Raw genomic sequence first — 25,130 nt, 5'->3', positions numbered from 1 at the left:
ATACCGTTGAATGATGAGTACCTTGGATGATGAGTACCGTCGATGATGGCTACCGTAGGATGATGGCTACCGTAGGATGATGGCTACCGTAGAGTGATGAATGCCGTTTACCGGCGAACGACGGATCGCGCATTCTATCAGTCTCGCCATCAGCCTCGACATCAGCATTCGCGCCGTTGGGGCATCGACATGCGCCCGGCGCCGGCCTCCGCAGCCGTGGCGGCATGATCACTTACTCTGCGCGGCATGACGCCGCGCGCGCGCAGGTGTATCATCCCTGCCCACATTCAGCCAATTCTGGCAATACGGCCTTCGATGGCATGCGCGGTCACTGCCTTGCGCCGGCTCAGGCTCTCTCGAGAGTTCTTCCTTGCCAGCTCAGGGGTACCGTCACCGACCGCGAGTCGGCGACGGCGCGCCTTCGGCGGGAGACGCCTTTTCATCGCAGTCGCGTTCTCTCCATGCCATGCGTTACCGATTGCCCCCAATGTTCACGAGGGACGTGGCTTGTCACATTTACCGGTAATCGTCGGTATGGGCGGCGTCAACGCCGCGGGTAGAACCTCGGGGCACCAAGCCTACCGCCGTACGATTCTCGACGTTCTGCCAGAAGCCGAGCAGACGCAAACGCTCGTCGCCCTGGCCACCCTGATGCAATTGATCACGCCGCAAGGAAACGGTCAGTGGCTCGGTGCCGATGGGGAAACGCTGAGCGAACAGGCGGTCGTCGCCCGCTATCGCGAATCCATTCTCAAGCACACGCTGATTCGACGCATCGAGGACGACGCCTTTCGGGAAGCCGGGATTCCCGGCAACCGCGAAATGCGACTGACGCTTGCGGAGCCGATGCGTTTCACGACCTCGCGCCGGCAGCTGCCGCAACCGCTGCCCGAGGGCTGGGAGATTCGCGAACTCGACAAGCAGACGATCGAGGTCAGCGTTCCCGCCGGCACGCTGGATGCGCTGCTGCCCGAACGGCGTCAGGCACTGGTACGCGCCGCGGGGTGCCTGCCTGCGGGGTTCGCGCCGGACACTTTCTATCGCAGTGTCCACCACCCGCGCGGCCTGTCGATGGCGATCTTCGGGGTCAGCGACTGCCTCGGCCAGAGCGGCCTCGACTGGGAATCGCTGCGCGAGCGAGTCGATCCCGACGCCATTGCGGTCTACGCCGGCAACTCCATCGGCCAGCTCGATGATGCCGGCTGGGGCGGCATGCTCAAGAGTTTCGTCACCGGAAGCCGCACCACTTCCAAGCAGATGCCGTTGGGTTACGGCCAGATGCCGGCCGACTTTCTCAATGCCTACGTGCTCGGCAGCGTGGGTGCCACCGGCGCGATCCAGGGCGCCTGCGCTACCTTCCTCTACAATCTGCGCCTGGGCATCGACGATATTCGCCAGGGCCGCCGACGGATCGTCATGGTCGGCACCAGCGATGCGCCGGTCACGCCGGAGATCATCGAAGGGTTCCGCGCCATGAGCGCGTTGGCCGACGATCAGAGCCTGATGGCGCTGGATGCGCTGGAACTGCTGACCGACGAGGATTATCAGCGGGCCTGTCGGCCGTTCGCGCGCAACTGCGGGTTCACCATCGCCGAAGCCTCGCAGTTCGTGCTGCTGATGGACGATTCGCTGGTACTCGAGACCGGCGCACAGATCCTCGCCGCGGTGCCGGAAGTCAACGTCAACGCCGACGGCTGGAAGCGTTCGATCTCCGCTCCCGGCATCGGCAACTACCTGACGCTGGGCAAGTCGGTCGCGCTGGCCACGTCGATTCTCGGCGAGCAAAGCGTCCGCCAGCGCAGCTATCTTCATGCCCATGGCACCAGCACGCCGAAGAACCGCACCACCGAGTCGCATATCTTCGATCAGGTAGCGCGGGCCAACGGTATCGAGAACTGGCCGGTCGCCGCGATCAAGGCATTCATCGGCCACTCACAGGGCAGCGCCGCCGGAGATCAGATCGCCAGTGCGCTGGGGACTTTCGCCCACGGCTGGGTGCCGGGCATTCCGACGCTCGATGCAGTCGCCGACGACGTCCATGCCGAGCGGTTGCGTTTCTTCCGCGAGCCGCTGGCATTCGAGGCCGACTGCAGCTTCATCAACGCCAAGGGCTTTGGCGGCAACAACGCCACCGGCCTGCTGCTGTCGCCGCAGGTGACCGAGCGCCTGCTGGCCAAACGCCACGGCCAGCGTGCGCTCGACGACTGGCGCCATCGTCGCGAACAGACGCTCGCCGCCGCGGCACGCTATGAAGCTGCCGCCGATGCCGGCCGGTTCGAGGTCATCTACCGCTTCGGCGAGGGCGTTCTGGAGGGGCCGGAGCTGGAAGTCGGTCGCGATTCGATCCGCATCCCCGGTTACGCCAACCCGGTGTCACTGAAGGTCGACAATCCTTTCGGTACACTGGACTGAATACGAGCGCGGAGTGCCTTGAATGCACAATATCGTCGTCTACCCCGGCACCTTCGATCCGATCACCAACGGTCATCGCGATCTGATTCACCGGGCCGCGCGGATCTTCGACAAGGTCGTGATCGCCGTTGCACAGAGCCCGCGCAAGGAGCCGACGCTGTCGCTCGACGAGCGCGAGGTGCTGGCCCGCGAGGTCGTTGCCGAATGGCCCAACGTCGAGGTGATCGGCTTCAATGGCCTGCTCACCGAGTTGCTGGTCCAGCAGCGGGCACGCATCATTCTGCGCGGGCTGCGGGCGGTATCGGACTTCGAGTACGAGATGCAGCTGGCCAACATGAATCGCGCCCAGGCGCCGGACGTCGAGACGCTGTTTCTGACGCCGGAGATCGAGAACTCCTATATCTCCTCGACGATCGTGCGCGAGATCGCGCGCCTCGGCGGGGACGTTTCCCAACATGTATCGCCGTGCGTGGCCGAGGCCCTGCGGCGACGATTCGCGGCAGACGGCGACCAACCGTCAGGAGGACATTGATATGGCCCTGATGATCACCGATGAATGCATCAACTGCGATGTCTGCGAGCCGGAGTGCCCCAACGACGCCATCTCGCCGGGCGAAGAGATCTACGTCATCGATCCCAACCATTGCACCGAGTGCGTTGGCCACTTCGACGAGCCGCAGTGCCAGCAGGTGTGTCCGGTCGACTGCATTCCGCTCGACCCGGAGCATGAGGAGAGCAAGGATCAGCTGATGGAGAAGTACAAGATCATTACTGCCGCCTGACGATTCATGCCCGCAGCGTCGATCTGGACTGACTTTCTACAACGCCGCCTCCTTGGCGGCGTTGTTCTGTTGGCTCTCTGACGGCAAATCGCTGACATCTTCATCGAGGCACCGGATTCCATCGGCACTGAAAAGAGGCAAGGAACGCGTGGCTCAACCCGACGCTCGCCCTGATGGCGAAAGCCCCGACCCGATCAGACGCTACACCACCGCTCACATCTGGCAGCTGGCCTGGCCGATCATCCTCTCCAATATCACCGTGCCGCTGCTGGGTCTGGTGGACACGGCCGTCGTCGGTCACCTGCCGGATTCGCGCTATCTGGCCGCGGTGACGCTGGGCGCGACGCTGTTCAGCTTTCTCTACTGGGGCTTCGGTTTTCTGCGCATGGGCACCACCGGGCTGACGTCCCAGGCGATGGGTCGCGAGGACGACAGCGGCGTAAGGCTGCTGCTGGCGCAGTCGCTGGTGATGGCGGCGCTGATCGGGCTGGCGCTGATCGTGCTGTCGAAACCGCTGATCGATCTCGGCCTGTGGCTGCTCGATGGCAGCGAAGCGGCGATGTCGCTCGCCGCCAGCTACGCTCACATTCGTATCTTCTCGGCGCCGGCGGTGCTGGCCAACTACGCGATCCTGGGCTGGTTCATCGGCCAGCAGAAGACACGGATCACCCTGGCGATTCTGCTGCTCACCAACGGCGTCAACATCGTGCTCGACCTGCTGTTCGTGGTCGGCTTCGGCCTGGCCAGCGACGGCGTGGCCTGGGCCTCGTTGATTGCCGATTACAGCGCCCTGGCCTTCGGGCTGTGGCGGGTCGCCGTGCACTGCCGCGATCTCGGCGGGTCGCTGTCACGCCAGGCGCTGTGGGTATGGGAGCGCTACTCGGCGCTGATTCGCGTCAACCAGCATCTGTTCGTGCGCACGTTGGGACTATTGTTCGCCCAGGCATTCTTCATCGCCCAGGGTGCCAATTTCGGTGATACCGTGCTCGCCGCCAATGCCGTGCTGCTGCAATTCATCATGCTCACCTCGTTCGCGCTGGATGGCTTCGCCAATGCCGCCGAGGCGCTCACCGGGCGCTCCGTAGGGCGGCGTGACTGGCACGACTTCGGCGACGCCGTGCGCGCCGCCGGCAGGTTGTCGCTGCTGGTCGCGGGCGCTTCGATGCTGCTGTTCGCGGTCGCCGGCGACGGTCTGATATCGCTGCTCACCGACCTGCCGGAAGTTCGCGCCACTGCCGCCGACTACCTGCCGTGGATGATCGCGATGCCGGCGCTGGCGGTGTGGAGCTATCTGCTCGACGGCGTCTTCATCGGCGCCACCGAGAGCCGCGCCATGCGCGATACCGTCTGGCTGGCGATCGCCTGCTACCTGCCGATGTGGTGGCTGACCCAGGACTACGGCAATCACGGCCTGTGGTTTTCGTTTCTGTTCTTCACCTTCATCCGCTCGGCCTCGCTCGGGCTCTGTTACCTGCGCTATCGCAAAACGCGCTGGTCACCGGAACACGGGAGCGAAATCTCCCCGGAATCAAGCCACTAGACCAAGGTTGACTGATGATTCCGGGAAGGATCGGGTAGGCTCGCGCTAACGGTTACCCGACGAGATCCCACGCCATGTTGCAGCGCCTTTCCCGCCCCGCGGTCAAGCTGGTCGAGCGTTATCTGCCCGACCCCTATATCTTCGTGCTGCTGTTGACGATCATCGCCGCGCTGGCCGCCATGCTGTTCGAACAGCAGACGCCGCTGGCGGTGATTCAGTACTGGGGCGACGGCTTCTGGGGGTTACTGTCGTTCTCGATGCAGATGTTGCTGGTCCTGATCACCGGCTTCATGCTCGCCAACTCGCCGCCGCTGAAGCGGCTGCTGGACAGACTTGCCGCTACCGCCCGGACTCCGGCCCGCGCCATCATTCTGGTCACGCTGGTGTCGCTGGCCGCGAGCTGGATCAACTGGGGCTTCGGCCTGGTCGTCGGGGCGCTGTTCGCCAAGGCGCTGGCACGCCAGGTGCGGGTCGACTACCGCCTGCTGATCGCCAGCGCCTACTCCGGCTTCGTGGTCTGGCATGGCGGTCTTGCCGGCTCGATTCCGCTGACCATCGCCACGCCGGGCCATTTCAGCGAGGACCAGATCGGTATCATCCCCACCTCGCAGACGATCTTCGCCGCCTACAACCTGATCATCGTCGCGGCCTTGTTCGTGATCATGCCGCTGATCAATCGCTGGATGCTGCCGCCGGAAGAGGAGAGCGTCTTCGTCAGTCGCGAGCAGCTGGCCGAACCGCCGAGCCCCGATCCGAACGCCATCACCCGTCCGGCTGATCGGCTCGAGACCAGTACGCTGCTGTCGCTGCTAGTGGGTATCCCGGGGCTGCTCTACCTGGCCTACTATTTCGTCTTCGCCGGCGGCGGGCTCAACCTCAACAGCGTCAACCTGCTGTTCCTGATGCTGGCCATCGTGCTGCATCGGACGCCAAGAAGTCTGCTCACCAGCCTCAACGAGGCGATCAAGGGCGGCGCCGGCATCGTCATCCAGTTTCCGTTCTATGCCGGGATCATGGGGATCATGATGCAGTCCGGTCTGGCGCAGTCGCTGTCCGAGATGTTCGTCGCCATCGCCAACGCCGACACGCTGCCGTTCTGGTCATTCATCAGTGCCGGCGTGGTCAACCTGTTCATCCCTTCCGGCGGTGGCCAGTGGGCGGTCCAGGCTCCGGTCATGCTGCCGGCCGCCGAAGCGCTGGGGGCCGATGTGTCTCGCGTCGCCATGGGGGTGGCCTGGGGCGATGCCTGGACCAATCTGCTGCAGCCGTTCTGGGCGCTTCCCGTTCTCGCCATTGCCGGCCTCAACGCCAAGGACATCATGGGCTTCTGCCTGATTCAGCTGGTGGTCACCGGCGTGGTGATCGGGCTGGGACTGACCTTGCTGTAGCCACTGGCTGTCGGTAGCGCCTTTTCGAACGCCGGCTTCCCACCGCAGAAGCCGGCGTTCGGGCCGATCGATGGGCAGCTGCGGCGAAACGTGCTTACATGTGGCGCACAATAACGTCTTGCCGCCATTCCGAGGACACCGTGACGCCCGATGACCTGCCTCGACAGCATGAACTGTCGATGACCGTACTCATGACCCCAGACATGGCCAACTTCAGTGGCAAGGTCCATGGCGGGGCGATTCTCAAGAAGCTCGACGAAGTCGCCTATGCCTGCGCCAGCCGCTATGCCGGCAGCTACGTGGTGACGCTCTCGGTCGATCAGGTGCTGTTCAAGCAGCCGATCCATGTCGGCGAGCTGGTGACCTTTCTGGCGACGATCAACCACGTCGGCCGCTCGTCGATGGAGGTCGGCATCAAGGTGCTGGCAGAGTCGATCCAGGAGCGAGTGATCCGGCATACCAACAGCTGCTACCTGACCATGGTCGCCGTCGATAGCGACGGGAACCCGGTCCCGGTGCCGGCACTGGAATTGAACACGCCGCTCCAGAAGCTACGCTTCGAGAAGGCCGCGCTACGCAAGACATTGCGCAAGCAGGAAGCCGAGGCAGAACGCAGCGCCGTAGCCGCGCATCTCAAGGCCTACCCGGCCGGTCAATGACACGGTCGATCTCCGCGACATACCAACCGATCACGCTGCCCTTGCGGACAAGGACGTTCGATGCCTGAAGCCGACCCTCGCCATCCACGCGCCACACGGCGGCTAAGCCCGCTCAGCGAGAGACTGCTGCTGGTCTGGGATTTCGCCGTCATCGCGCTGGTGGCGATCAACCTGGCACTGCTGCTTTTCGATAGCCTCTATCTGATCGCGCCGCTCAACGCCGCCTTCGAAGCTGTCGCGCCGGGCCTTCACGACGCCTACGACACCACGATCCGGGCCAATTTCGTCGAGATCGATCTCTGCTTCGTCGCCATCTTCATCTTCGACGTGCTGCTGGGCTGGGCCATCGCGATCGCCCAGAAACGCTACGCGCGGTGGTTTTTCTATCCGTTCGTGCACTGGTACGACGTGCTTGGCTGCATTCCCCTGGCCGGCTTCCGACTGCTGCGTGTGCTGCGCGTGATCTCGCTGCTCGTCCGGCTGCAGCGGCTGGGCGTGATCGACATCACCCGCTGGCGTCTCTACCGCTTCTACCGCACTTACTACGGCGTGCTGATGGAGGAGATTTCCGACCGTGTGGCGATCAATCTGCTGGAAGACATGCAGAACGAGATTCGGGACAGCCAGCACCTGACCCAGCGCATCTCGAACGAAGTGATTCAGCCGCGCAGGGCGGCCCTGGTCGATGAGGTGGCGGCGCGTCTGGAGCGAACGATCAACAAGGGCTACGCCGAGAACCACCAACAGGTGCATCGTTACGTCGCCGCGCTGGTGGCCAGAACGATGGAAGAGAACGACGAGCTGCGCCGTCTGCGCCGTCTGCCCATGGGTGATGCCGTGGCCGAGAGTATCGAACGCAGTCTCAGCGATATCGCCAGCCGCGTGGTTCACGAGGCCATCGACGGGCTGCGCTCGCCGCATTTTCACTCGCTGATGACCGACCTGGTCGGCAGCGGTGTGGATGCCTGGCTGCAGGTCGACGACAGGACCGATCGGGTCACTCAGCAGGTGCTGATCGACATGCTGGAACTGCTCAAGGAGCAGGTCGCCGTGAAGCGCTGGAAAAGCGAACTCAGCGAGCCGAGAACGCGCCATGACGCCCGCCCCGAATAGGCCTCGGAACGTGAGCCGAACGGTCAGCCGGGATCCTTGCGCCCCAGCATCCGGCGCAGGGTGTCGTCCCGGCGACCGAAATGGTGATACATCGCCATGACGATGTGCCCCACGATCATGAACGACAGCAGCCAGGCGAAGGTGCCGTGAAGCTTGCCGAAACCGGCGGCCCACGGCGCGTCGGCGCCTTCGAACCAGGCCGTACCGAACACATGAATGCCGTAACCCGAGCCCCAGGTCATCAGAGCGCCTGACAGCGGCATCAATATCAGCAGGGCATACATGATGACGTGCCCGGTGATGGCCAGGCGCTGCAGTCTCCCTTCATGGGCGGGCCGCCGTGACAGCTGCGACAGGGCCCACAGCGTGCGTATTGCCATCACGGTCAGGACACTGACCCCGATCGTCGTGTGCCAGGGCAAAATCAGCTGACTATAGGCGTTGTGCTCCCACAGAAAGCTGGAGAACACGCTGGTCAACTGCGCGATGACCAGCAACGCGATCAGCCAGTGAAAGGCTCGGGTGACCGACCCATAGTGTTGCGGGGAATCCTTCAACATCGTCCTGCCTCTGTGAATCACGTCGTGAAAGCCGACTGTCGTACATTCGCAACGCGCAGGCAACGACTCGATGAGCCAGACGCGTCAGCCAAAGATCCGGAGCGTCAGCCTGAGACTCATGGCGTCAGAAGGATTCGCAGCCTCAGTCGATGATCCGAAGCACCGTGTAGGGCGCCTCGCAGGCTTCCCGTTCGTCGCGCTCGTCGATCCGGCCCAGCGTCATGTCGCGATCGTTGTCGTAGGCGACGAACAGCCGCTCGGTATCGAGCACCGCCAACCCCTCGGCCTTGTGTTCGAACTCCAGCACTTCGCCGTGGGCGTCCTCGACGATCGACGGGCTGGCGCCACTGCTCAAGTCGGCCAGCGACATCGACCATAAATAGCCACCGGTCTGTTCGCCCTCCTCGTCCTCGATTTCGAAACTGGCCATCAGATAGAGACGATCGTTGTAGGGGTCGTACTCGAGACTCGAGAGCCCGCAGATATGGCGAACGCCGGCATACTCGGAGGGCTGGAAGCGATAGCGCTCGCAGAGCTCGTCGACGAACTCGAGATTGCCGTCGACCGTCATGCGGTAGTGCACGCCCACCACGCGAGCCACGTACTCGAAGTCGTCATGGGCCTGTCCTTGCTCGCGTACCCCGAACAGCAGCAGGCCGTCGCTCTCTTCGCCAAGATCGGGCCGCGACGGCACTGCCGCCAGCCCTTCGATCTTGTAGTAGGGCACGCCGATGGCGTCATCGAGCTTACGTCTCAGCTCCAGCGAACCTTCGACGCCGTCGCGTGGATCCGGGTCGACGACCTGCACGCGGTCCGGGTCGCCCACCGGCCAGATCAGCAGATGATTGTAGGCATTGAGATCGTGGCTCTCGTCATCGATACGATCGAAACCGGTGGTCGCCAGGATATAGCGGCCATCGACGGTCAGTGCGAAATCCTCGTACTTGACGGCGCGCCGAATGGCCTCGGCCGTCAGGAAGCGATGGCTGGCCGGATCCGGCAGGCCATCGATCAGATCGAAAGCAAAAGCGGCTGACCGGCTTTCACCGGGAATCGGCTTGTCGCTGGCCAGAATCAGGCGCTGGCCGTCGAAAACCACGGCCGAGACCTCGACGTTGACGAGTGAACCGTCGTCGTAGGTCAGCCCGGAAGGAAAACAGGTCAGCGTGCCTTCGGTGATGACTTCGGTACGTAGCATGGTGACTCCTCGTTCAATCGATGCGCGTTATTCCCGCCGATGCCGTTCCAGTGGCGTCCACGGGGATGACATTGGCGCAAAAACGATTGCGTGCCTGACCCGACATGCGGGCATGAAAAGGGCCGGTGATTGGCCGGCCCTCGACGCACGCTGCTGTAGACGATCAACAGTCCGCCCAGGCGGGCGTTGGCGAATTCCTGGTCTCAACCGCAGGCGATATCGGTGATCTTGCGCTGCTGATCGACCTTGATGTTGAGACGCTCGGATCGATAATCCATGGTGTAGTTCTTGCCGGGTTCCACGACACGAATGTTCTCGGCGCGCGAGCGCTCGCCGATACGTGCCTGCAGCTCGTCCGTCAGGATCTCGCCCACCAGACTGCCCACTTTCTGGGCGCCGCAGGCATCTTCAGGAACCGATTTCACATCGGGTGGCGGCGGCGCCTGATCGGGTTCGGGTGCGGTGCTGCAACCCGCCAATAGCATGCCGCTGATAATCATTGCCGCGCCGGGAATCTTCATCGCCTGCTCCTGTTGAGTACGATTTTTTAGATACGACTTTCTGAATACGACTTTCTGAATGCGATTTGCTGGAAACGCTGTTCTGAAAACACCGTGCCGAATGCCCTGTCTCGTCGAACAGAATGTCGCATAAGTATCGAATCGACAACGGATCATCCAACGCCCCACCATGACTCCTAGCCTAGCAGCTAGCGTCAGGCTCGGCATCGGCTGGTCGACCGGGCGCACTCCCGCTAAACTCAGACTCTACCTGCACGAGTCAGGCCAGCCTCGTCGGCGGGCCACCGGGAGTCGCCATTGTCGATGGCTGCTCTGCAACAATCGAGCCTTGAGTTCATCGATCGCAAAGGAATGCCAACATGCGCCAGTCGCTCACGACCCATTTCGTCACTTCCGTCGCCGCAGCGGCGATCACCGCCAGTCTCGGCATCGGTCAGGCCATGGCCCAGGATGACCAGCAACCGATTCGGGTGGCCTCCAAGATCGATACCGAAGGCTCTCTGCTCGGCAACATGATCGTCGACGTGCTGGAGAACGCCGATCTACCGGTCGACAGCCGGCTGGAGCTCGGTCCGACCAACATCGTGCGCCAGGCACTCGTCGCCGGGGATATCGATCTCTATCCCGAATATACCGGCAACGGCGCCTTCTTCACCGACACCACCGACGACCCGGCGTGGAAAGACGAACAGGCCGGCTACGACAAGATCAAGGCCGCCGACAGCGAAGCACACCAGCTGGCCTGGTTGACGCCGGCGCCCGCCAACAACACCTGGGCCATCGCCGTTCGCCAGGACGTGGCCGGTGACAACGACCTCTCTACCATGGCCGACTTCGGTCACTGGGTCAGCGACGGCGGAGAAGTGAAGCTGGCCGCCTCGGCCGAATTCGTCGAAAGCGACGCGGCGCTGCCGAGCTTCCAGCGCGCCTACGATTTCACGCTCAACGAAGATCAGCTGCTGGTGCTCTCCGGCGGCAACACCGCAGCTACCATTCGCGCCGCCGCGGAAGGCACCAGCGGTACCAACGCCGCCATGGTCTACGGCACGGACGGCGCCATCTCTGCTGCCGGCCTCAAGGTCATGGACGATCCGAAAGGCGTGCAGATGGTGTACGAGCCCGCCCCGGTGGTGCGTCAGTCGGTGCTCGATGCCCATCCCCAGATCGAAGGGCTGCTGAAGCCGGTGTTCGAATCGCTCGATCGTGAAACCCTGCAGACGCTCAACGGCAAGATTCAGGTCGACGGCCTGTCGGCGGACAAGGTCGCCCACGACTACCTCGTCGAACAGGGCCTGCTGGACTGATTCGATCATGACGCTGGCACGATCTGCCGACTCTCGCCTGGTCGGCAACCGGGTGCTGCTGACGCTGCTGATTGCGGCGGTCGCCAGCAGCGTGCTGCTGCCGTTTGCCAGCCTGTCCCCCAACCGGCTGTCCTCGGGGCAGCCGATGATGCTGTGGCAAGCCCTGCCGGAGTGGCAGCTCACGGCGCTCGCGCTCATCGGGCTGGCGCTGCTGGCCGCGACATTGGCAAGGCCCTTGCCCCGGCGCACCTCTTTATGGCTTTCGCTGATCGCCACCCTGTCATTGCTGGGGCTGGATTTTTTCGCGCTCGGTGAATATGCCCACCGCGCGCTGGTCGATGCGTCACCGGCCGCACGTGTTTCTCAAGGCGCGACCTTCTGGATCCTGCTGTTCGTCAGCGCGCTGATCGCCATCGACGCGCTACAGCGGCTGCGTCTCGGGCTGGTCAAACGCGCGCTGTTCGGCGCGGCGGTGCTGGCCGTGATCGGCGCCTGCTTCTCCGGCGATCTGCTTTCGCCGCTGTCGATCATGCGCGAATTCGCCAACCAGAAAGCGAATTTCGTCGATCAGCTGATTCGTCATCTGATGCTGGTGGCGGGCGCGCTGATCCCGGCCCTGGCGATCGGCCTACCGCTGGGGCTGCTGGTCAATCGCCGCGACGGTCTGCGCAACGGGCTGTTCAGCATGCTCAACGTGTTCCAGACGCTACCGTCGATCGCCGTGTTCGGCCTGCTCATCGCCCCGCTTTCGGCGCTCGGCCGCGCCGTGCCGTGGCTTGGCGATCTCGGCGTCAGCGGCATCGGCGTGGCCCCGGCGATCATCGCCCTGGTGCTCTATTCGCTGCTGCCGATCGTTCGCAATACTTACTCCGGCCTGGCCGGCGTCTCCGCCGGCACGCTCGAAGCCGCGCGCGGCATGGGCATGACGCCACGCCAGATCCTGTGGCAGGTGGAGATCCCGCTGGCGCTGCCGGTGATTCTTTCGGGGTTGCGTATCGTCACCGTGCAGGCGATCGGCCTGGTGGTGGTCGCCGCGCTGATCGGGGCCGGCGGTTTCGGCGCCTTCATCTTTCAGGGCCTGGGCCAGTACGCCATCGATCTGGTGCTGCTGGGCGCCATCCCGACCATCGTGCTGGCGGTAATCGCCGACTTCGCACTGCAGATTCTGGTCACGCTCAGCCGGCCGCCGGGCACTCGCTGAGCGTACTTTAGGGTCCCAATCAGGGAAGATCCGCATGATCGAGTTGCAAGGACTGACCAAGACCTACGCCGGCAAGAACGTCGTCGACGATGTCTCGCTGACGCTCGATACCGGCGAATTCGGGGTGCTGATCGGCCCCTCCGGCTGCGGCAAGTCGACCACGCTGAAGATGATCAATCGCCTGGTGCCGCTGAGCGGCGGGCGCATCATTCTCAACGGCGACGACGTCACCGAGCTGCCGGCGGAACAGCTTCGACGACGGATCGGCTATGCCATCCAGTCGACCGGGCTGTTTCCCCACTGGAGCGTGGCCCAAAATATCGCCACCGTGCCGCAGCTGCTCAAGTGGCCGAAGTCGCGCATCGACGATCGTGTCGACGAGCTGATGGCGATGTTTCATCTCGACCCGACCGAATTCCGCCACAAGTACCCGCACCAGCTCTCCGGCGGTCAGGCGCAGCGCGTCGGCGTGGCGAGAGCGCTGGCCGCCGACCCCGAAGTACTGCTGATGGACGAGCCTTTTGGCGCCGTCGATCCGCTTACCCGCGAAGTGCTGCAGGCCGAAATGCGCCGCGTGCATCGGCAGACCGGCAAGACCATCGTATTCGTCACCCACGACATGGACGAGGCGCTTCAGCTGGCGACGCGCATCGCGCTGCTCAACGGCGGCAAGCTGGTGCAGTACGACCGGCCCATCGAGCTGATGGTGAAGCCCGACAACGACTTCGTCCGTGAATTCATCGGCCAGGCGGATCTCGGTCTCAAGCTGCTCTCCCGGCGTTGGGTTCATCAGTATCAACGCGAGCCGAGTTTCGAGCACCATGCGACGCTGAAAGGTCTCGATCACTGCTGGCAACTCGACGACGCCGGCCGGCCGATCGCTCTCGAGGGCGCCCGGCTGGACGACGATCATCAAGTGACCGAAGTCAAACCCGAGTGGACCGCCACGCCGGAGATGAGCATGAAGGAAGCGCTCTCGCGAATGGTGTGGTATCGCGTGATGGTACTGCCGGTGGTCGATGACGCCGGCAAGCTGATCGCCGAGATCGGCATGCAGGGGATCATGGGGATCGAGGCCGAAAGCGGACTGAGCGCAGGAAACCCGGCGTCATGAGTGGCACAACTCAGGGGCTCGGCCGACTTCGCGCCGCCTCCGCCGGCAACGGCGTTCTGGGCGTGCTGATCGTGCTGCTGGTCGGACTGACGCTGGGCATGGGTCAACTCGAGCCGCTGTTTCGGGCGCTGTTTCCCGATCTCGGCAACCCGCTCTATTCGCGCGACAGCTTCCTCAACCTGATGCTCGCCCATATCGGCCTGGTGCTGATGTCGTCGCTGATCTCGGTGACGATCGGCGTCGCCGCCGGGCTATTCGTGACCCGCCCGGTCGGGCGCGAGTTCGAACCGATGGTGTCGTCGCTGGCCGCGATCGGCCAGACTTTCCCGCCCGCCGCGGTGCTCGCCATCGCCGTGCCGCTGGCCGGTTTCGGCTTCGCCCCGACGATCATCGCGCTGTCGCTCTACGGCCTGCTGCCGGTGATCCAGAACACCATCGCCGGCCTGGGCACGGTGCCGCATACCACGCTCGAAGCCGCCCGCGGCAACGGCATGAGCCGCTGGCAGATTCTGCGTCGAGTCGAGCTGCCCTTGGCGATGCGGGTGATCATTGCCGGTATCCGCGTCTCGGTGATCATCAACATCGGTACCGCCACCATCGGCTCCACCGTCGGCGCCAAGAGCCTGGGCACGCCGTTGATCGCCGGCCTGGTCGGCAACAACCTCGCCTACGTGATCCAGGGCGCGCTGCTGGTCGGTCTGCTGGCGATCGTCACCGACCTGCTGTTCGAACGGCTGGAGCGGCGATATTCTTTTGGTAGCTAGTCGTCTGGCGGCTAGTCGTCGGTGGCACTCAGGTGCTCGCCGCTGTCAGTCAGCGCGATCTGTTTACGCAGCTGCCGCACGAATGCCTCCAGCGCCGGCGATGAATGCAGTGGCTTGCGCCGCAGAATGCCGATTTCCCGCGGCTCGCGCATGTTGATGGGCAACCGGGTGATCTGCTCGAGGTTGAAGACGTCGACGCTGGACGCCGGCAGCAACGCGTAGCCGAGCTTGGCTCTCACCATGGCGATCGCCGAACTCATGAAGCTCACCTCCCAGCTGGGTTCGATCCGCCTGCCGGCATGGCCCATTGCCAGATCCGCATAGTGCCTGGCGCTGGAGCCCGGGGTCATGGCGATGTACGACATCTCATCGAGCCCGTACCAGGGAGATTCGCTGCGTCTCACCACCCGCGGCGGCGTGATCAGGATCAGGTCGTCGTGAAACAGCGGCTGAAAATCGAGCTCGCGATCCTGATCCAGCGGCGAGCCCAGCCCCATATCGACGTCGCCTCGGCGTACCCACTGGTGGACCTGATCGGCCAGGCCGTCGCGCAAGGCAATGGTCACCCTGGGGTGGCGCTTGCGAAACGCGGCAATGGTACGCGGGAGCAGAGACGAGGCGACCGAGGGCAGCCCTGCCACTGTGAGTCTTCCCTGTTCGAGCTCGCGCACGTTGCGAGTCTCGTCCAACGCTAGAGTCATGTCGGCGAGAATTCGCCGAGCGTGGCCCAGAAACAGTTCACCTCCATCGGTCAGCATCACTGTGCGAGTGTTGCGAGCGAACAGCGCGATACCCAATTCCTCTTCCAACTTTCGTATCAGGTAGCTCAACGCCGGCTGCGACAGGTGAATTTCCTTCGCGGCCCGCGTGAAGCTGGCCATCTCGGCGGTCAACACGAATGCCTGGAGCTGTCGTTGATGAAACATCGCTCTTCCGAATAGATATTTTTTATCAATTCATAAGATATATGGCTTTGCCTGATCTTGTCGCCCTGCGCCATTGTCTCTGCCATCGATGGTTCAACGGATTCCCCATGTCATCTTCTCCATCCATTCGCTACGCACACATCGGCTGCGGTGCCGGGTTCGCCGGCGACCGGCCGGATGCCGCCGTCGCGCTGGTCGAAGCACTCGCCGAGCGAGACGGGGCGCGCTATCTGTTTTTCGAACTGCTGGCCGAACGCACCCTGGCCGAGGCACAGCTACGCAAGCTCGAAGACCCGGCCCTGGGTTATGCCACGCATCTGTTCGCCTTTCTCGAGCCGATCGTCGCGTCGTGCCTGACACACGGCATTCCGATCATCACCAACGGTGGCGCCGCCAACCCGGTGGCAGCGGCACAGCGGCTGCGCCGGCAGCTGAAGACCCAAGGCCTGGACGCGAAAATCGCCTGCGTGATGGGCGACGATCTGGGCGACGCGCTCGACGGCCAGACCGCGAGGGCCGACTGGCTTCCCGCCGACTGTCCGCGCGAGGAGGTCGTCTCCTGCAATGTCTATATCGGTGCGGAAGCGGTCACTCAGGCACTGCGCGACGGCGCCGATATCGTCATCGGCGGGCGGCTGGCGGACCCTTCGATGGCGGTCGGCGCGCTGCGTCACGCCCATGGCTGGGCGGCAGATGACTGGCAGCATCTGGCGGTGGCGACCGCCGCCGGCCACTTGCTGGAATGCGGAACCCAAATCACCGGCGGCTATTTCGCCGATGCCAGGCGCAAGACCGTCGCGGATCTCGCCAATCTTGGCTGCCCGATCGCCGAAGTCGGCAGCGACGCCAGCCTGGTCATTACCAAGACGCCGGGTAGCGGTGGCTGCGTCACCGAGCAGACGGTCAAGGAACAGCTGCTCTACGAGGTTCACGATCCGGCGGCCTATCTGACGCCGGACGTCACGCTCGATGTCTCGCGGGCGAAACTCGAAACCCTGGGCCCGGACCGGGTCGCGATACACGACATTCACGGGCACCCGGCCCCCGCGACGCTCAAGGGCAACCTGGGGCTGCGCGGGTTGTGGTTCGGTGAAGCGGGCATCTCCTACGCCGGCCCTGACGCGGTAGAGCGCGCCCAATTGGCGCTGGAGATTCTGCGTCAGCGCCTGGGCGCCCGATTGCCGCAGCTGAGGCCGCATTTCGATCTGATCGGCGTCGCCAGCCTGTTCAACGACGGCAGCGGCGAGTGGCTGGAAAAGCGCCTGAGGGAAGCCCCGGCGGTGGAAGACGTGCGGTTGCGCCTGGGCATCGTCGACCGCGACCGTGATGCCATCGACACGGCGCTGCAGGAACTCGAAGCGCTCTATCTCAACGGGCCGGCCGGTGGCGGTGGCGTGCGTCGGCAGCTCGGCGAATCGCTGCGCACCCAATCTTTTTTGATCGCGCGCGAACGAGTCACGCCGTTCGTGTCCTGGCAATGAGGCACCGATGACGAACCAAGACGTTTTACTTGCCGACTTCGTCCACGCCCGTGCCGGCGACAAGGGCGACACGCTGAACGTTGCCGTATTCGCCTTCGAAAGCCGCCATTACGCGTGGCTCGAGCAACACCTTGGCGAAGCGGCGATAGCGGCACGATTCGAGCATCGCCACCCGCGCAAGGTGACCCGTTACTGCCTGCCCCATCTCGATGGCATGAACTTCGTCATCGAGGGCGCACTGGAAGGCGGCGTCAATCAGAGTGCGACGCTCGACCGCCACGGCAAGAGTCTGAGCTATCTGCTGCTGGGCATGCGTCTGCCGGCGCCCGACGGCTGAGCGACCCGATTCGACACGATTCAACCGGTTTCGACTTCGGCCCTTCGACATTCACCTTTGTTCTGACCACGCCAAGAGACGCTCGAGCGTCCCACAACGCCAACTCACGGAGCCATCATGATAACAACACTCGGATTCGTGATGATGCTGGGCATCATCGCACTGATACTACTCAAACGACTGACCCCGGTGGTCGCTTTCGCCCTGGTCCCGGTCGCTGCCAGCCTGCTGGCGGGCTTTAGCCCGGCCGAAACCGGCGGCTTCATCAAGGATGGCCTGACTGCCGTCGCGCCGACCGCCACGCTGTTCATCTTCGCCATTCTCTATTTCGGGATCATGCGCGAGCGCGGCATGTTCGATCCGCTGGTCAACTTCCTGATCAAGCGTACCCGGGGCGAGCCGCTCAGAGTGGCCATCGTCACCGTGCTGGTGGCGGCCATCGCCCACCTCGACGGCGTCGGCGCGGCCACCTTCCTGCTCACTATTCCGGCCTTTCTGCCGCTCTATCAACGCCTCAACATGAGCCCGCTGATTCTGCTCTGCCTGGTCGGGCTGAGTGCTGGCGTGATCAACATGGTGCCGTGGGGCGGCCCGACGGCGCGCGCAGCGGCCACGGCCGGCGTGGAAGCCTCCGAGCTGTGGCTGCCGCTGATCCCGGTACAGGCGCTGGGTATGGTGCTGCTGCTGGCGCTGGCGAGCTACTTCGGCATCAAGGCCCAACGCCACAATCGAGCCAACGGCCACGGTCAGGCTGGCAATGGCGGCGACATGAGCGCCTACCTGTTGCCGCCGCGGGAAACGGCACTGCCGATCGGCAACTGGCGCTACTGGGCCAACGTGGTGCTGACGCTGATCATTCTGCTGATCCTGTTCACCGGCGCCTTCCCGCTCTACGCAAGCTTCATGGTCGGCCTGGGTATCGCACTGCTGCTCAACTACCCGCGCCCGGAAGCGCAGGGCAAGGAACTGGCCAGGCACGCCAACGATGCCCTGCAGATGGCGCTGGTGATGCTGGCCGCGGGGATTCTGCTCGGCATACTGGCCGGCGCGGGGATGTCGGAAGGCATGGCCACTGCGCTGATCGATCTGCTGCCCAATGGCTCGGCCAGTGTTCTGCATCTGATCGTCGGCTTCTTCGGCGTGCCGCTGGGCATGCTGTTCTCGCCGGATGCCTACTATTTCGCGCTGATGCCGATCGTGCGTGACATCGCCACCTCTGCCGGCGTCCCGGTCGAAGCGGTTGCCCGCGCGATGCTGATCGGCGAGAACACCGGCTTCAGCATCAGCCCGGTGGTGCCCAGCGTCTATCTCGCCATCGGTCTGGCCGGTGTCGAGCTGCGCGAGCATCTCAAGTTCACTTTCCTGTGGGCGTGGGGCATCGGCATCATTCTGCTCGCCTTCGCCTGGCTGATCGGCGCCATCGGTGGCTAATGGCAACATGACCCTCATGCCGGGCTCGCTGATGGCGCTGCCCGGCACGCTGCTGTCACCGACGATCTTCGACCCGGTACTGCTTGGAAACGGCTGGCGCTGGCAGCCGCTCGACTGGCTCGTCGGTCCGGGCAATGGCGACCTGGAGATCGCCGCCGGAGAGATCGTCGCCCGCTGGCCAGCACGGGAGCTCGGCCATCGGGTTCTGGGTCATCGGGTTCTGGATCGTCGAGTTCTGGTAGGCCACTCGGCGGGCGGGGTCGTTGCGCTGCAGGTGGCGGCACAGCTGGGTTGCGAACTCGACGGGCTGATTCTGATCGATACCGGCGCCAGCGCCGCCCATCATGGCGATCCCGATCTGCCGCAGCGGCTGCTGGCACAGTGGGGAGAAGCCTTCATCGAGACTTTCCTGCTGCGCTGCATCGGTGAAGAACCACTGACTCGCCACGGCGACGAGCTGCGCCGCTACGCGCTTTCCGCAGGCCCCCAACGCGCCTACCGCGCCATGACGAGCCTGCGTCGACTCGATCTCACGGGACGGTTAGGCGACATCCGCTGCCCGACGCTGGTCGTTCACGGCGAGCGCGACCCGGCCCGCTCACTCCAGCACGCTCGAGCGCTGACTTCAGGAATCGCCGGCGCCCGACTCGAGATCCTCGACGCTGGCCACACCCCGATGCTCGAACGCCCCGAAGCGCTGGCCACCTGCCTCGACGATTTCCTTGCCACGCTCGACTAGCGGGCCGTCAGCCAAAACCCTCAACCAAGGCTCTTGATCACAGCTCTCAGTCGTAGCGCTTATTCAAAGCCCTTTATTCAAAACCCTTAGCCACCGCTCTTAACCAAAGCCCTTAGCCAAAGTATTGGGCGCCGTTGATATCGACAATGGTGCCGGAGACAAACGCGGCACCGTCGCTGGCCAGCCAGACCGCTGCCGAGGCGACGTCTTCGGGCAGGCCGGCGCGTCCGGCGGGGATCGTGTCGATAGTGGCGCGCTTGGATTCGTCGGTGGTAAAGGTCGCATGAAACGGTGTCGCTTCGATGAAGCCCGGCGCCAGCGCGTTGACCGTAATTCCCCGCTCCGCCACTTCCTTGGCCAGCCCGCGGGTGAAGCCGAACAGCGCCGCCTTGGCGGTGGCGTAGGCCGTGGCACCGGCATGCCCGCCATTGCGCCCGGCCAGCGATGACACCGTGACGATGCGCCCACCGTTGTCGTGGAATAGCGGCAGCAGATGATGGGTGACCAGAAAGACCGAATCCACGTTGAGCGCCTGCACCCGTCGCCACAGCGAGAACGGCATTTCTTCGATGGTCGAGCGCTGAATCAGGCCGCCGGCGTTGTTGATCAGGATATCGATGCTGCCGACCTCCTCTTTCAGCCAGGTCGCGAAATCCTCGACGGCAGCTTCATCGGTGACGTCCAGCGACCGGGCCAACGCCGTCTCTCCGCCACTGGCGGACAACGCCGCCAGCGCCTCTGCATCCGGCTCGTGGGAGCGGTAGGTGATGACGACTCGCGCCCCGGCGGCCGCCAGTGCCTGCGCGATGGCGTAACCGATGCCCACGCCGCCGCCGGTGACCACGGCGACTCGTCCATTCAGGTGATGATCCGACATGCAGGCTTCCTCTCTACGGTGATCGTGTTCTGCGATGATCGCGACAGTCGTCGATACCGGCATTGAGTCAGCAAGTGGGTGTCAAAATCAACCGCAAGGCAGGGCTGGCGCCACCGGCCGGCCAGGCAGTAACCCAACCGCCGGCCTCCAGCTCGGCCGCCGCGCGCCGGATCAGGGCATGTTCGAGTCCCAGGTGGCGCGACAGCACCGCCGAGGAAACGCCGCTGGCACTCGGCGCATCGGACTGCCGAAGCGCCACCAGCACCAGAGCCGCGCCCGGGTCGAGCTCGGGATGCTCGATCTGCAGCGCCTCCCATTGGCGCTGCAGCTCGATGAGTTCCGGAAGCTCAGGCAAGTCGCGTGCTGGCTTCCAGGCGCACGGCGATGGATTTCGATGCCGGCGTGTGACTCTGCACGCCCTTGTGATCCAACGGCAGCAGCGGGTTGGTTTCCGGGTAATACGCGGCGGCACAGCCCTGGGGCGTGTCGTAGGCGACGATCTTGAAACCGTCGACACGTCGGGTGACGCCGTCATCGGACTCACCGACCAGATCGACCCACTGCCCGGCCTCGAAGCCCAGCCGCGCGATGTCGTCGCGGTTGAGGAAGATCACCTGACGGCCGCCCTCGATGCCGCGATAACGGTCGTTATAGCCGTAGACGGTGGTGTTGTACTGGTCATGCGAACGCATCGTCTGTAGCGTCAGCCAGCCGTCGCGTTTCGCCAGACGCTGGTGCATGACGGCCTGCGGCAGTGCGTCGTCGGAAAACTCGGCCTTGCCGGTCGCGGTAGCGAACTCGAGGCTGGCGACCGAGTTGGACAGCCAGAACCCGCGCGGCTGCCGAACCCGCTGGTTGAAGTCCACGAAGCCGGGAATGACATCGGCGATATGCTCGCGAATGACGTCGTAATCCTCGCGCAGCGAGGCCCAGTCGACCCCGTCGTTACCGAGCTCATCGTTGGCAAACAAGCGTTCGGCGATACCGGTCAGAATGAAGATTTCCGAGCGCAGCGACTTGTCTGCCGGTTTATTGATCCCGGCGGAACCGTGCACCATGCTCATCGAATCTTCCACCGTGATCAGCTGCGACTTGCCCGCACTGTTGGCATCGATCTCGGTACGCCCGATGCACGGCAGAATCAGTGCCTGCTCGCCGGTCACCAGGTGGCTGCGGTTGAGCTTGGTGCTGATGAACGCGGTCAGCCGGCAGTTGGCCATGGCCTGCTCGGTGACGACGCTATCGGAAATGGCGCGGGTGAAGTTGCCTCCCAGGCCAATGAACACCTTGCCCGGCGCGTCACGCATCGCCTTGACCGCGGCCACCGAGTCCACGCCGAATTCCTGCGGCATGGCTCGGGCATAACGCGCTTCGAGAGCGTCCAGCAGGGCCTTCGAGGGTTTCTCGAAGATCCCCATGGTACGGTCGCCCTGCACGTTGGAGTGCCCACGAACCGGCGACGGGCCGGCGCCCGGCTTGCCCATGTTGCCACGCAGCATCAGCAGGTTGATGATCTCGCGCACGGTCGCCACGGAGTGCTCGTGCTGGGTGATCCCCATGGCCCAGCAGGCGATGGTCGCGTTGGAACGCGCGTAAAGTTCGGCGGCCTGCTCCATCTCGTCGCGCGTCAGGCCGGACTGGTCTTCGAGCGTCGCCCAGTCGGTCGCCTCGACGCGGGTGCGGTAGGCTTGCAGATGCGCGGTATGCTCGGCCATGAAGTCGTGGTCGAGCACGTCGTCTCCGGCGGCATCGCGAGCGAACAGCGCCTTGGCCATGCCCCGCACCACCGCCATGTCGCCACCGAGCTTGGGCCGGAAGTAGTGGCTGCTGATGCGGTGGCTGCCGTTATGCAGCATCTCGAACGGCTTCTGCGGATCGGCGAACTTCTCCAGCCCGCGCTCCTTCAACGTATTGAAGGTGACGATGGTCGCGCCACGTTCCGCCGCTTCCCGCAGCACGCCCAGCATACGCGGGTGATTGGTGCCGGGGTTCTGACCGAAGACGAAGATCGCTTCCGCCTTCTCGAAATCTTCCAGCAGCACGCTGCCCTTGCCGGTCCCCAGCGCCGCGTTCATCGCCGAGCCGCTGGCCTCGTGGCACATGTTGGAGCAGTCGGGCAGGTTGTTGGTGCCGAAGAATCGCGCCAGCAGTTGAAACACGTAGGCGGACTCGTTACATGCCTTGCCTGAGGTATAGAAGATGCCGTCATTCGGTGACGGCAGCGCCTTCAATTCCGCCGCAATCAGGTCCAGTGCCGCGTCCCAGCCGATCGGCTCGTAGTGATCCGTTTCGGCGTTATAGCGCATCGGCTCGACCAGACGGCCCTGATCCTCGAGACGATAGTCGTCCCAAGTCTTTAATTCGCTGACGCTGTGCCTGGCGAAGAACTGCCGCGTGACACGCTTGGCGGTCGCTTCCCAGGTCACCGCCTTGACCCCGTTCTCGCAGAATTCGAACGACGACGCATGCTCCGGATCGCCCCAGGCGCAGCCCGGGCAGTCGAAACCGTCCGGCTGATTGAGCTTGAACAGCGAACGCGCATTGAGCGCCGGCGAGCGGCTGTGCAATAGATGCTTGCCCACCGACTTCAGCGCGCCCCAGCCACCGGCCGGATTGTGATAGGCGAATACCTTCGCATCGGGCTGAGTGGTATCAGCACTGGACACGTCTGGGCTGGATTCCTGCTGGGACTGGGACATGCTTCTCCTTACACGTTCGAGGGGTGACGAACGGGAATGGCAGTGACAGACGCGCCCGCCACCGGCACACGGCAGTGCGGCGGCGATGAAGACCGGGATTCGCTATCGGCGCAAGGAAAGCCTCGCGCGCTGGATGAGCAACGGAGCCGACATGAACATTGGTCGTAATACCAAAGTATATTACGCCGCTAACGTTTCAGCTGTCGATAACCTGACGAACGGGGGCTTGCGCGCCAAACGGGATAGCGTATCGGCCGTTACGCGCTGCGCTTGAGGATAACCGGGGGGAGTGGGCGAACTTCTAGTCGTCACCGCGGCTCAGCAGTTCGAGGCGTTTGCCGCGATGGCAGTTGATCAGCGTCAGATTGCAGCTGCGCGCGACTTCGACCGCGAGCCGGGAGGGATACGAGAGCGTCGCCAGCGCCGGGATCCGCGCCCGAACGCTTTTCTGCACCAGTTCCAGACTACAGCGGCTGGAGGTCATCACCAGCGCAGGCATGTTGCCGGCGATCAGACTGGCGCCGATCACCTTGTCCAGCGCGTTGTGGCGGCCGATATCGCGACCCACCGTCATGATCGCACCGGTTTCGGACAGCCCTAGAGCCAGATGCACGCCGGGGGCGGACTCGTTTCGCAGCGCATCCAGCCCGGCGGCGATCGTCGTCGTCTCGGGCAAGGTCGTGGCCGGCAGGCGGGTCAAGCCAAACAGGAGCTGCGACTCTTCCTGCACGCCGCAGGCCCCGCAGCCGCTGGTCGATAGCGTCGCCCTCGCCTGACTCCCGGCACGTCTGGCGATCCGCTCGGCGACCCGCAGGCGGACCCGAAAGCCATGCCGGCTGGTTTCGATGTCGACGGCTTCGACATCGGCATAGCGATCGATCACTCCTTCACTGAACGCGAAACCGACGGCCAGCGCCGCGAGTTGATCCGGCGTCGCCAGTACCGTGGCGTAAGCCGTATCGTTGAAAACGATGGAGACGGGCGATTCCTGCGGGCCGGGCAGCGTATCGTGCGCCAGGCCACTGGCATCCTCGAAAGCCGTCAACGGATCGAGCTCGCGCTGGGGATCCTGCGAGGGGCTCTCAGTGCGAGAGGATAACGGCGCTGTCATAGGTCACTCCATTCCATCGACGGGCGTCGGGAAGCAGTGAAACGATATCACGTGTGAGGTTGAAGACGCGGGGTTTCTGGCGCGGGGGTCGTGCTGACGAAACGACCGGTCTGACGATACGATTAGTCTGACGATACGGCTAGTCTAACGATACAACCGAAACGCCCGATCCTGGGGATCGGGCGTCGCGAACTCAGCTGGCGGCGTCTTGTACGGCTTCGCCACCGCTCTCGATGTCCTTGCCTGCGCCATCGACGGTGTTGCAGCCCGCCAGGATACCGGCACTGAACAGTGCGAACAGAGAGAAAGCAATTAGGCGTTTCATGGTGTCGTCCTCCTTAACGGTTTGGGCGGATGAATTCGTGGCTCATCCGGGCCGTTTTGTTATCGGCCTGTCATCAAGGTAGCAGAGAGTCGCGCAAAGGCGTACGACAACTTGTCTAACTGCCGGATTTGGCGTCTAAACTGCTACCGGTCACCGACTCGCCGTCAGCGGTTCTGGAGCTGGCGTTTCCCCCGTCATTCATCGTTCTCACTCGGAGGCCTCATGCCCACTTTCACCCTCGACTCGCGCCTACAGCAGGACAGCGTCCACGTCATCGATCTGGCGTTGTGTCAGGTTCGCCTGAGTCGGGATGCCCGCTACCCCTGGGCGATTCTGATTCCCCAGCGCGAGCGGGTCGTCGAAGTCTATGATCTGGGCGCCGACGAGCAGGCGACGCTATGGCAGGAAGCGAGCCAGCTGGGGCAGGCGATGATGAGCCACTACGGCGGCGACAAGCTGAACATCGCCACGCTCGGCAATGTAGTGGCGCAATGTCATCTCCATGTGATCGTGCGCTTTCAGAATGACGCAGCCTGGCCCGGGCCGGTCTGGGGCCAGGGCAGCGCCGAAGCCTATACTGACGAAGCGCTCGAGAAGCGCCGTGCGGAGATCGCTCGGCTGGCAAAAGAAGCGGGTCTCGCGCGTTAG

25 protein-coding genes are annotated in these 25,130 nt (G+C 63.9%); 16 read left to right on the top strand and 9 right to left on the bottom strand.

What is annotated here, in order from left to right; genetic code table 11:
- The first annotated feature begins 534 nt into the window (after nt 1-534).
- The 7 genes from DOM58_RS01870 to DOM58_RS01840 all read left to right on the top strand — a co-directional run bounded on the left by DOM58_RS01870 (nt 535) and on the right by DOM58_RS01840 (nt 7,894).
- Nucleotides 535-2,412 carry a beta-ketoacyl synthase gene (locus DOM58_RS01870; RefSeq protein WP_110691556.1) on the top strand — a complete coding sequence of 626 codons (1,878 nt, stop codon included), beginning with the start codon at nt 535-537 and terminating at the stop codon, nt 2,410-2,412.
- Nucleotides 2,413-2,434: 22 nt separating this feature from the next.
- Complete coding sequence (coaD, locus tag DOM58_RS01865; protein ID WP_110691555.1) at nt 2,435-2,944, top strand: pantetheine-phosphate adenylyltransferase; 510 nt, start codon at nt 2,435-2,437, stop codon at nt 2,942-2,944.
- 1 nt (nt 2,945) lies between these two features.
- On the top strand, nt 2,946-3,194 hold the full coding sequence (locus tag DOM58_RS01860; RefSeq protein WP_075562220.1) for a YfhL family 4Fe-4S dicluster ferredoxin: 249 nt from the start codon (nt 2,946-2,948) through the stop codon (nt 3,192-3,194).
- A gap of 193 nt (nt 3,195-3,387) precedes the next feature.
- Nucleotides 3,388-4,734 carry an MATE family efflux transporter gene (locus DOM58_RS01855; RefSeq protein ID WP_110691600.1) on the top strand — a complete coding sequence of 449 codons (1,347 nt, stop codon included), beginning with the start codon at nt 3,388-3,390 and terminating at the stop codon, nt 4,732-4,734.
- Nucleotides 4,735-4,808: 74 nt separating this feature from the next.
- Nucleotides 4,809-6,122 (top strand): short-chain fatty acid transporter, encoded by a 1,314-nt coding sequence (locus tag DOM58_RS01850; protein ID WP_110691554.1) that lies wholly within the window; start codon nt 4,809-4,811, stop codon nt 6,120-6,122.
- A gap of 179 nt (nt 6,123-6,301) precedes the next feature.
- A complete protein-coding gene (locus DOM58_RS01845) occupies nt 6,302-6,781 on the top strand; it encodes an acyl-CoA thioesterase (protein WP_245392107.1) in 480 nt (159 codons plus the stop codon).
- 60 nt (nt 6,782-6,841) lie between these two features.
- Nucleotides 6,842-7,894, top strand: coding sequence for an ion transporter (locus tag DOM58_RS01840; protein WP_188113760.1), 1,053 nt, complete (start codon nt 6,842-6,844; stop codon nt 7,892-7,894).
- A 23-nt stretch (nt 7,895-7,917) separates the two neighbouring features.
- Here DOM58_RS01840 and DOM58_RS01835 read toward each other — a convergent pair whose 3' ends face one another.
- From DOM58_RS01835 to DOM58_RS17425, 3 genes are all read right to left on the bottom strand, one after another.
- The gene (locus DOM58_RS01835) at nt 7,918-8,454 is read right to left on the bottom strand and encodes a cytochrome b (protein WP_110691553.1); all 537 of its coding nucleotides are present in this window, start codon (nt 8,452-8,454) and stop codon (nt 7,918-7,920) included.
- A 142-nt stretch (nt 8,455-8,596) separates the two neighbouring features.
- Nucleotides 8,597-9,652: a hypothetical protein gene (locus tag DOM58_RS01830; RefSeq protein ID WP_110691552.1), complete on the bottom strand. Its 1,056-nt coding sequence runs from the start codon at nt 9,650-9,652 to the stop codon at nt 8,597-8,599.
- Nucleotides 9,653-9,855: 203 nt separating this feature from the next.
- Nucleotides 9,856-10,173: an I78 family peptidase inhibitor gene (locus DOM58_RS17425; RefSeq protein WP_075562215.1), complete on the bottom strand. Its 318-nt coding sequence runs from the start codon at nt 10,171-10,173 to the stop codon at nt 9,856-9,858.
- 359 nt (nt 10,174-10,532) lie between these two features.
- Between DOM58_RS17425 and osmF the strand changes: the two genes are divergently transcribed.
- The 4 genes from osmF to DOM58_RS01805 are packed head-to-tail and all read left to right on the top strand — an operon-like array spanning nt 10,533 to nt 14,556.
- Nucleotides 10,533-11,477 carry a glycine betaine ABC transporter substrate-binding protein OsmF gene (gene osmF / locus DOM58_RS01820; RefSeq protein ID WP_110691550.1) on the top strand — a complete coding sequence of 315 codons (945 nt, stop codon included), beginning with the start codon at nt 10,533-10,535 and terminating at the stop codon, nt 11,475-11,477.
- A 7-nt stretch (nt 11,478-11,484) separates the two neighbouring features.
- The gene (locus tag DOM58_RS01815) at nt 11,485-12,678 is read left to right on the top strand and encodes an ABC transporter permease (protein ID WP_110691549.1); all 1,194 of its coding nucleotides are present in this window, start codon (nt 11,485-11,487) and stop codon (nt 12,676-12,678) included.
- Nucleotides 12,679-12,712: 34 nt separating this feature from the next.
- The gene (locus DOM58_RS01810) at nt 12,713-13,792 is read left to right on the top strand and encodes an ABC transporter ATP-binding protein (RefSeq protein WP_110691548.1); all 1,080 of its coding nucleotides are present in this window, start codon (nt 12,713-12,715) and stop codon (nt 13,790-13,792) included.
- Nucleotides 13,789-14,556, top strand: coding sequence for an ABC transporter permease (locus DOM58_RS01805; protein ID WP_110691547.1), 768 nt, complete (start codon nt 13,789-13,791; stop codon nt 14,554-14,556). Before DOM58_RS01810 ends, DOM58_RS01805 begins: the two co-directional genes overlap by 4 nt.
- Before the next feature lie 11 nt (nt 14,557-14,567).
- Here DOM58_RS01805 and DOM58_RS01800 read toward each other — a convergent pair whose 3' ends face one another.
- Nucleotides 14,568-15,482, bottom strand: a complete 915-nt coding sequence (locus tag DOM58_RS01800; protein ID WP_110691546.1) for a LysR family transcriptional regulator — start codon at nt 15,480-15,482, stop codon at nt 14,568-14,570.
- Nucleotides 15,483-15,589: 107 nt separating this feature from the next.
- On the opposite strand from DOM58_RS01800, the gene DOM58_RS01795 reads away from it, so the two are divergent.
- The 4 genes from DOM58_RS01795 to DOM58_RS01780 all read left to right on the top strand — a co-directional run bounded on the left by DOM58_RS01795 (nt 15,590) and on the right by DOM58_RS01780 (nt 19,470).
- On the top strand, nt 15,590-16,963 hold the full coding sequence (locus tag DOM58_RS01795) for an acyclic terpene utilization AtuA family protein (RefSeq protein ID WP_188113759.1): 1,374 nt from the start codon (nt 15,590-15,592) through the stop codon (nt 16,961-16,963).
- A 7-nt stretch (nt 16,964-16,970) separates the two neighbouring features.
- Entirely contained in the window at nt 16,971-17,300 is a 330-nt protein-coding gene (locus DOM58_RS01790) for an AtuA-related protein (protein ID WP_110691545.1), read from the top strand.
- 117 nt (nt 17,301-17,417) lie between these two features.
- Nucleotides 17,418-18,731 (top strand): CitMHS family transporter, encoded by a 1,314-nt coding sequence (locus DOM58_RS01785; RefSeq protein WP_110691544.1) that lies wholly within the window; start codon nt 17,418-17,420, stop codon nt 18,729-18,731.
- A 7-nt stretch (nt 18,732-18,738) separates the two neighbouring features.
- Nucleotides 18,739-19,470, top strand: a complete 732-nt coding sequence (locus DOM58_RS01780) for an alpha/beta fold hydrolase (protein ID WP_110691543.1) — start codon at nt 18,739-18,741, stop codon at nt 19,468-19,470.
- Between the two features lie 112 nt (nt 19,471-19,582).
- On the opposite strand, the gene DOM58_RS01775 is transcribed toward DOM58_RS01780, so the two are convergent.
- The 5 genes from DOM58_RS01775 to DOM58_RS01755 form a co-directional block, all read right to left on the bottom strand.
- Nucleotides 19,583-20,347 carry an SDR family NAD(P)-dependent oxidoreductase gene (locus tag DOM58_RS01775; protein WP_110691542.1) on the bottom strand — a complete coding sequence of 255 codons (765 nt, stop codon included), beginning with the start codon at nt 20,345-20,347 and terminating at the stop codon, nt 19,583-19,585.
- A 67-nt stretch (nt 20,348-20,414) separates the two neighbouring features.
- Entirely contained in the window at nt 20,415-20,702 is a 288-nt protein-coding gene (locus DOM58_RS01770) for a MarR family transcriptional regulator (RefSeq protein ID WP_110691541.1), read from the bottom strand.
- Nucleotides 20,695-23,046 carry an FdhF/YdeP family oxidoreductase gene (locus DOM58_RS01765; protein ID WP_110691540.1) on the bottom strand — a complete coding sequence of 784 codons (2,352 nt, stop codon included), beginning with the start codon at nt 23,044-23,046 and terminating at the stop codon, nt 20,695-20,697. Before DOM58_RS01765 ends, DOM58_RS01770 begins: the two co-directional genes overlap by 8 nt.
- A 301-nt stretch (nt 23,047-23,347) precedes the next feature.
- Nucleotides 23,348-24,157, bottom strand: coding sequence for a formate dehydrogenase accessory sulfurtransferase FdhD (locus DOM58_RS01760; RefSeq protein ID WP_110691539.1), 810 nt, complete (start codon nt 24,155-24,157; stop codon nt 23,348-23,350).
- 193 nt (nt 24,158-24,350) lie between these two features.
- The gene (locus tag DOM58_RS01755) at nt 24,351-24,482 is read right to left on the bottom strand and encodes an entericidin A/B family lipoprotein (RefSeq protein ID WP_075562204.1); all 132 of its coding nucleotides are present in this window, start codon (nt 24,480-24,482) and stop codon (nt 24,351-24,353) included.
- Nucleotides 24,483-24,704: 222 nt separating this feature from the next.
- Here DOM58_RS01755 and DOM58_RS01750 point away from each other — a divergent pair, with 222 nt between their 5' ends.
- Complete coding sequence (locus tag DOM58_RS01750; RefSeq protein ID WP_110691538.1) at nt 24,705-25,130, top strand: HIT domain-containing protein; 426 nt, start codon at nt 24,705-24,707, stop codon at nt 25,128-25,130.

Origin of the sequence: Salinicola halophyticus (assembly GCF_003206695.1) — a bacterium.
In the GTDB taxonomy this organism is placed as follows: Bacteria; Pseudomonadota; Gammaproteobacteria; order Pseudomonadales; family Halomonadaceae; genus Salinicola; species Salinicola halophyticus.
This window is presented reverse-complemented; position numbering and strand designations above follow the sequence as displayed.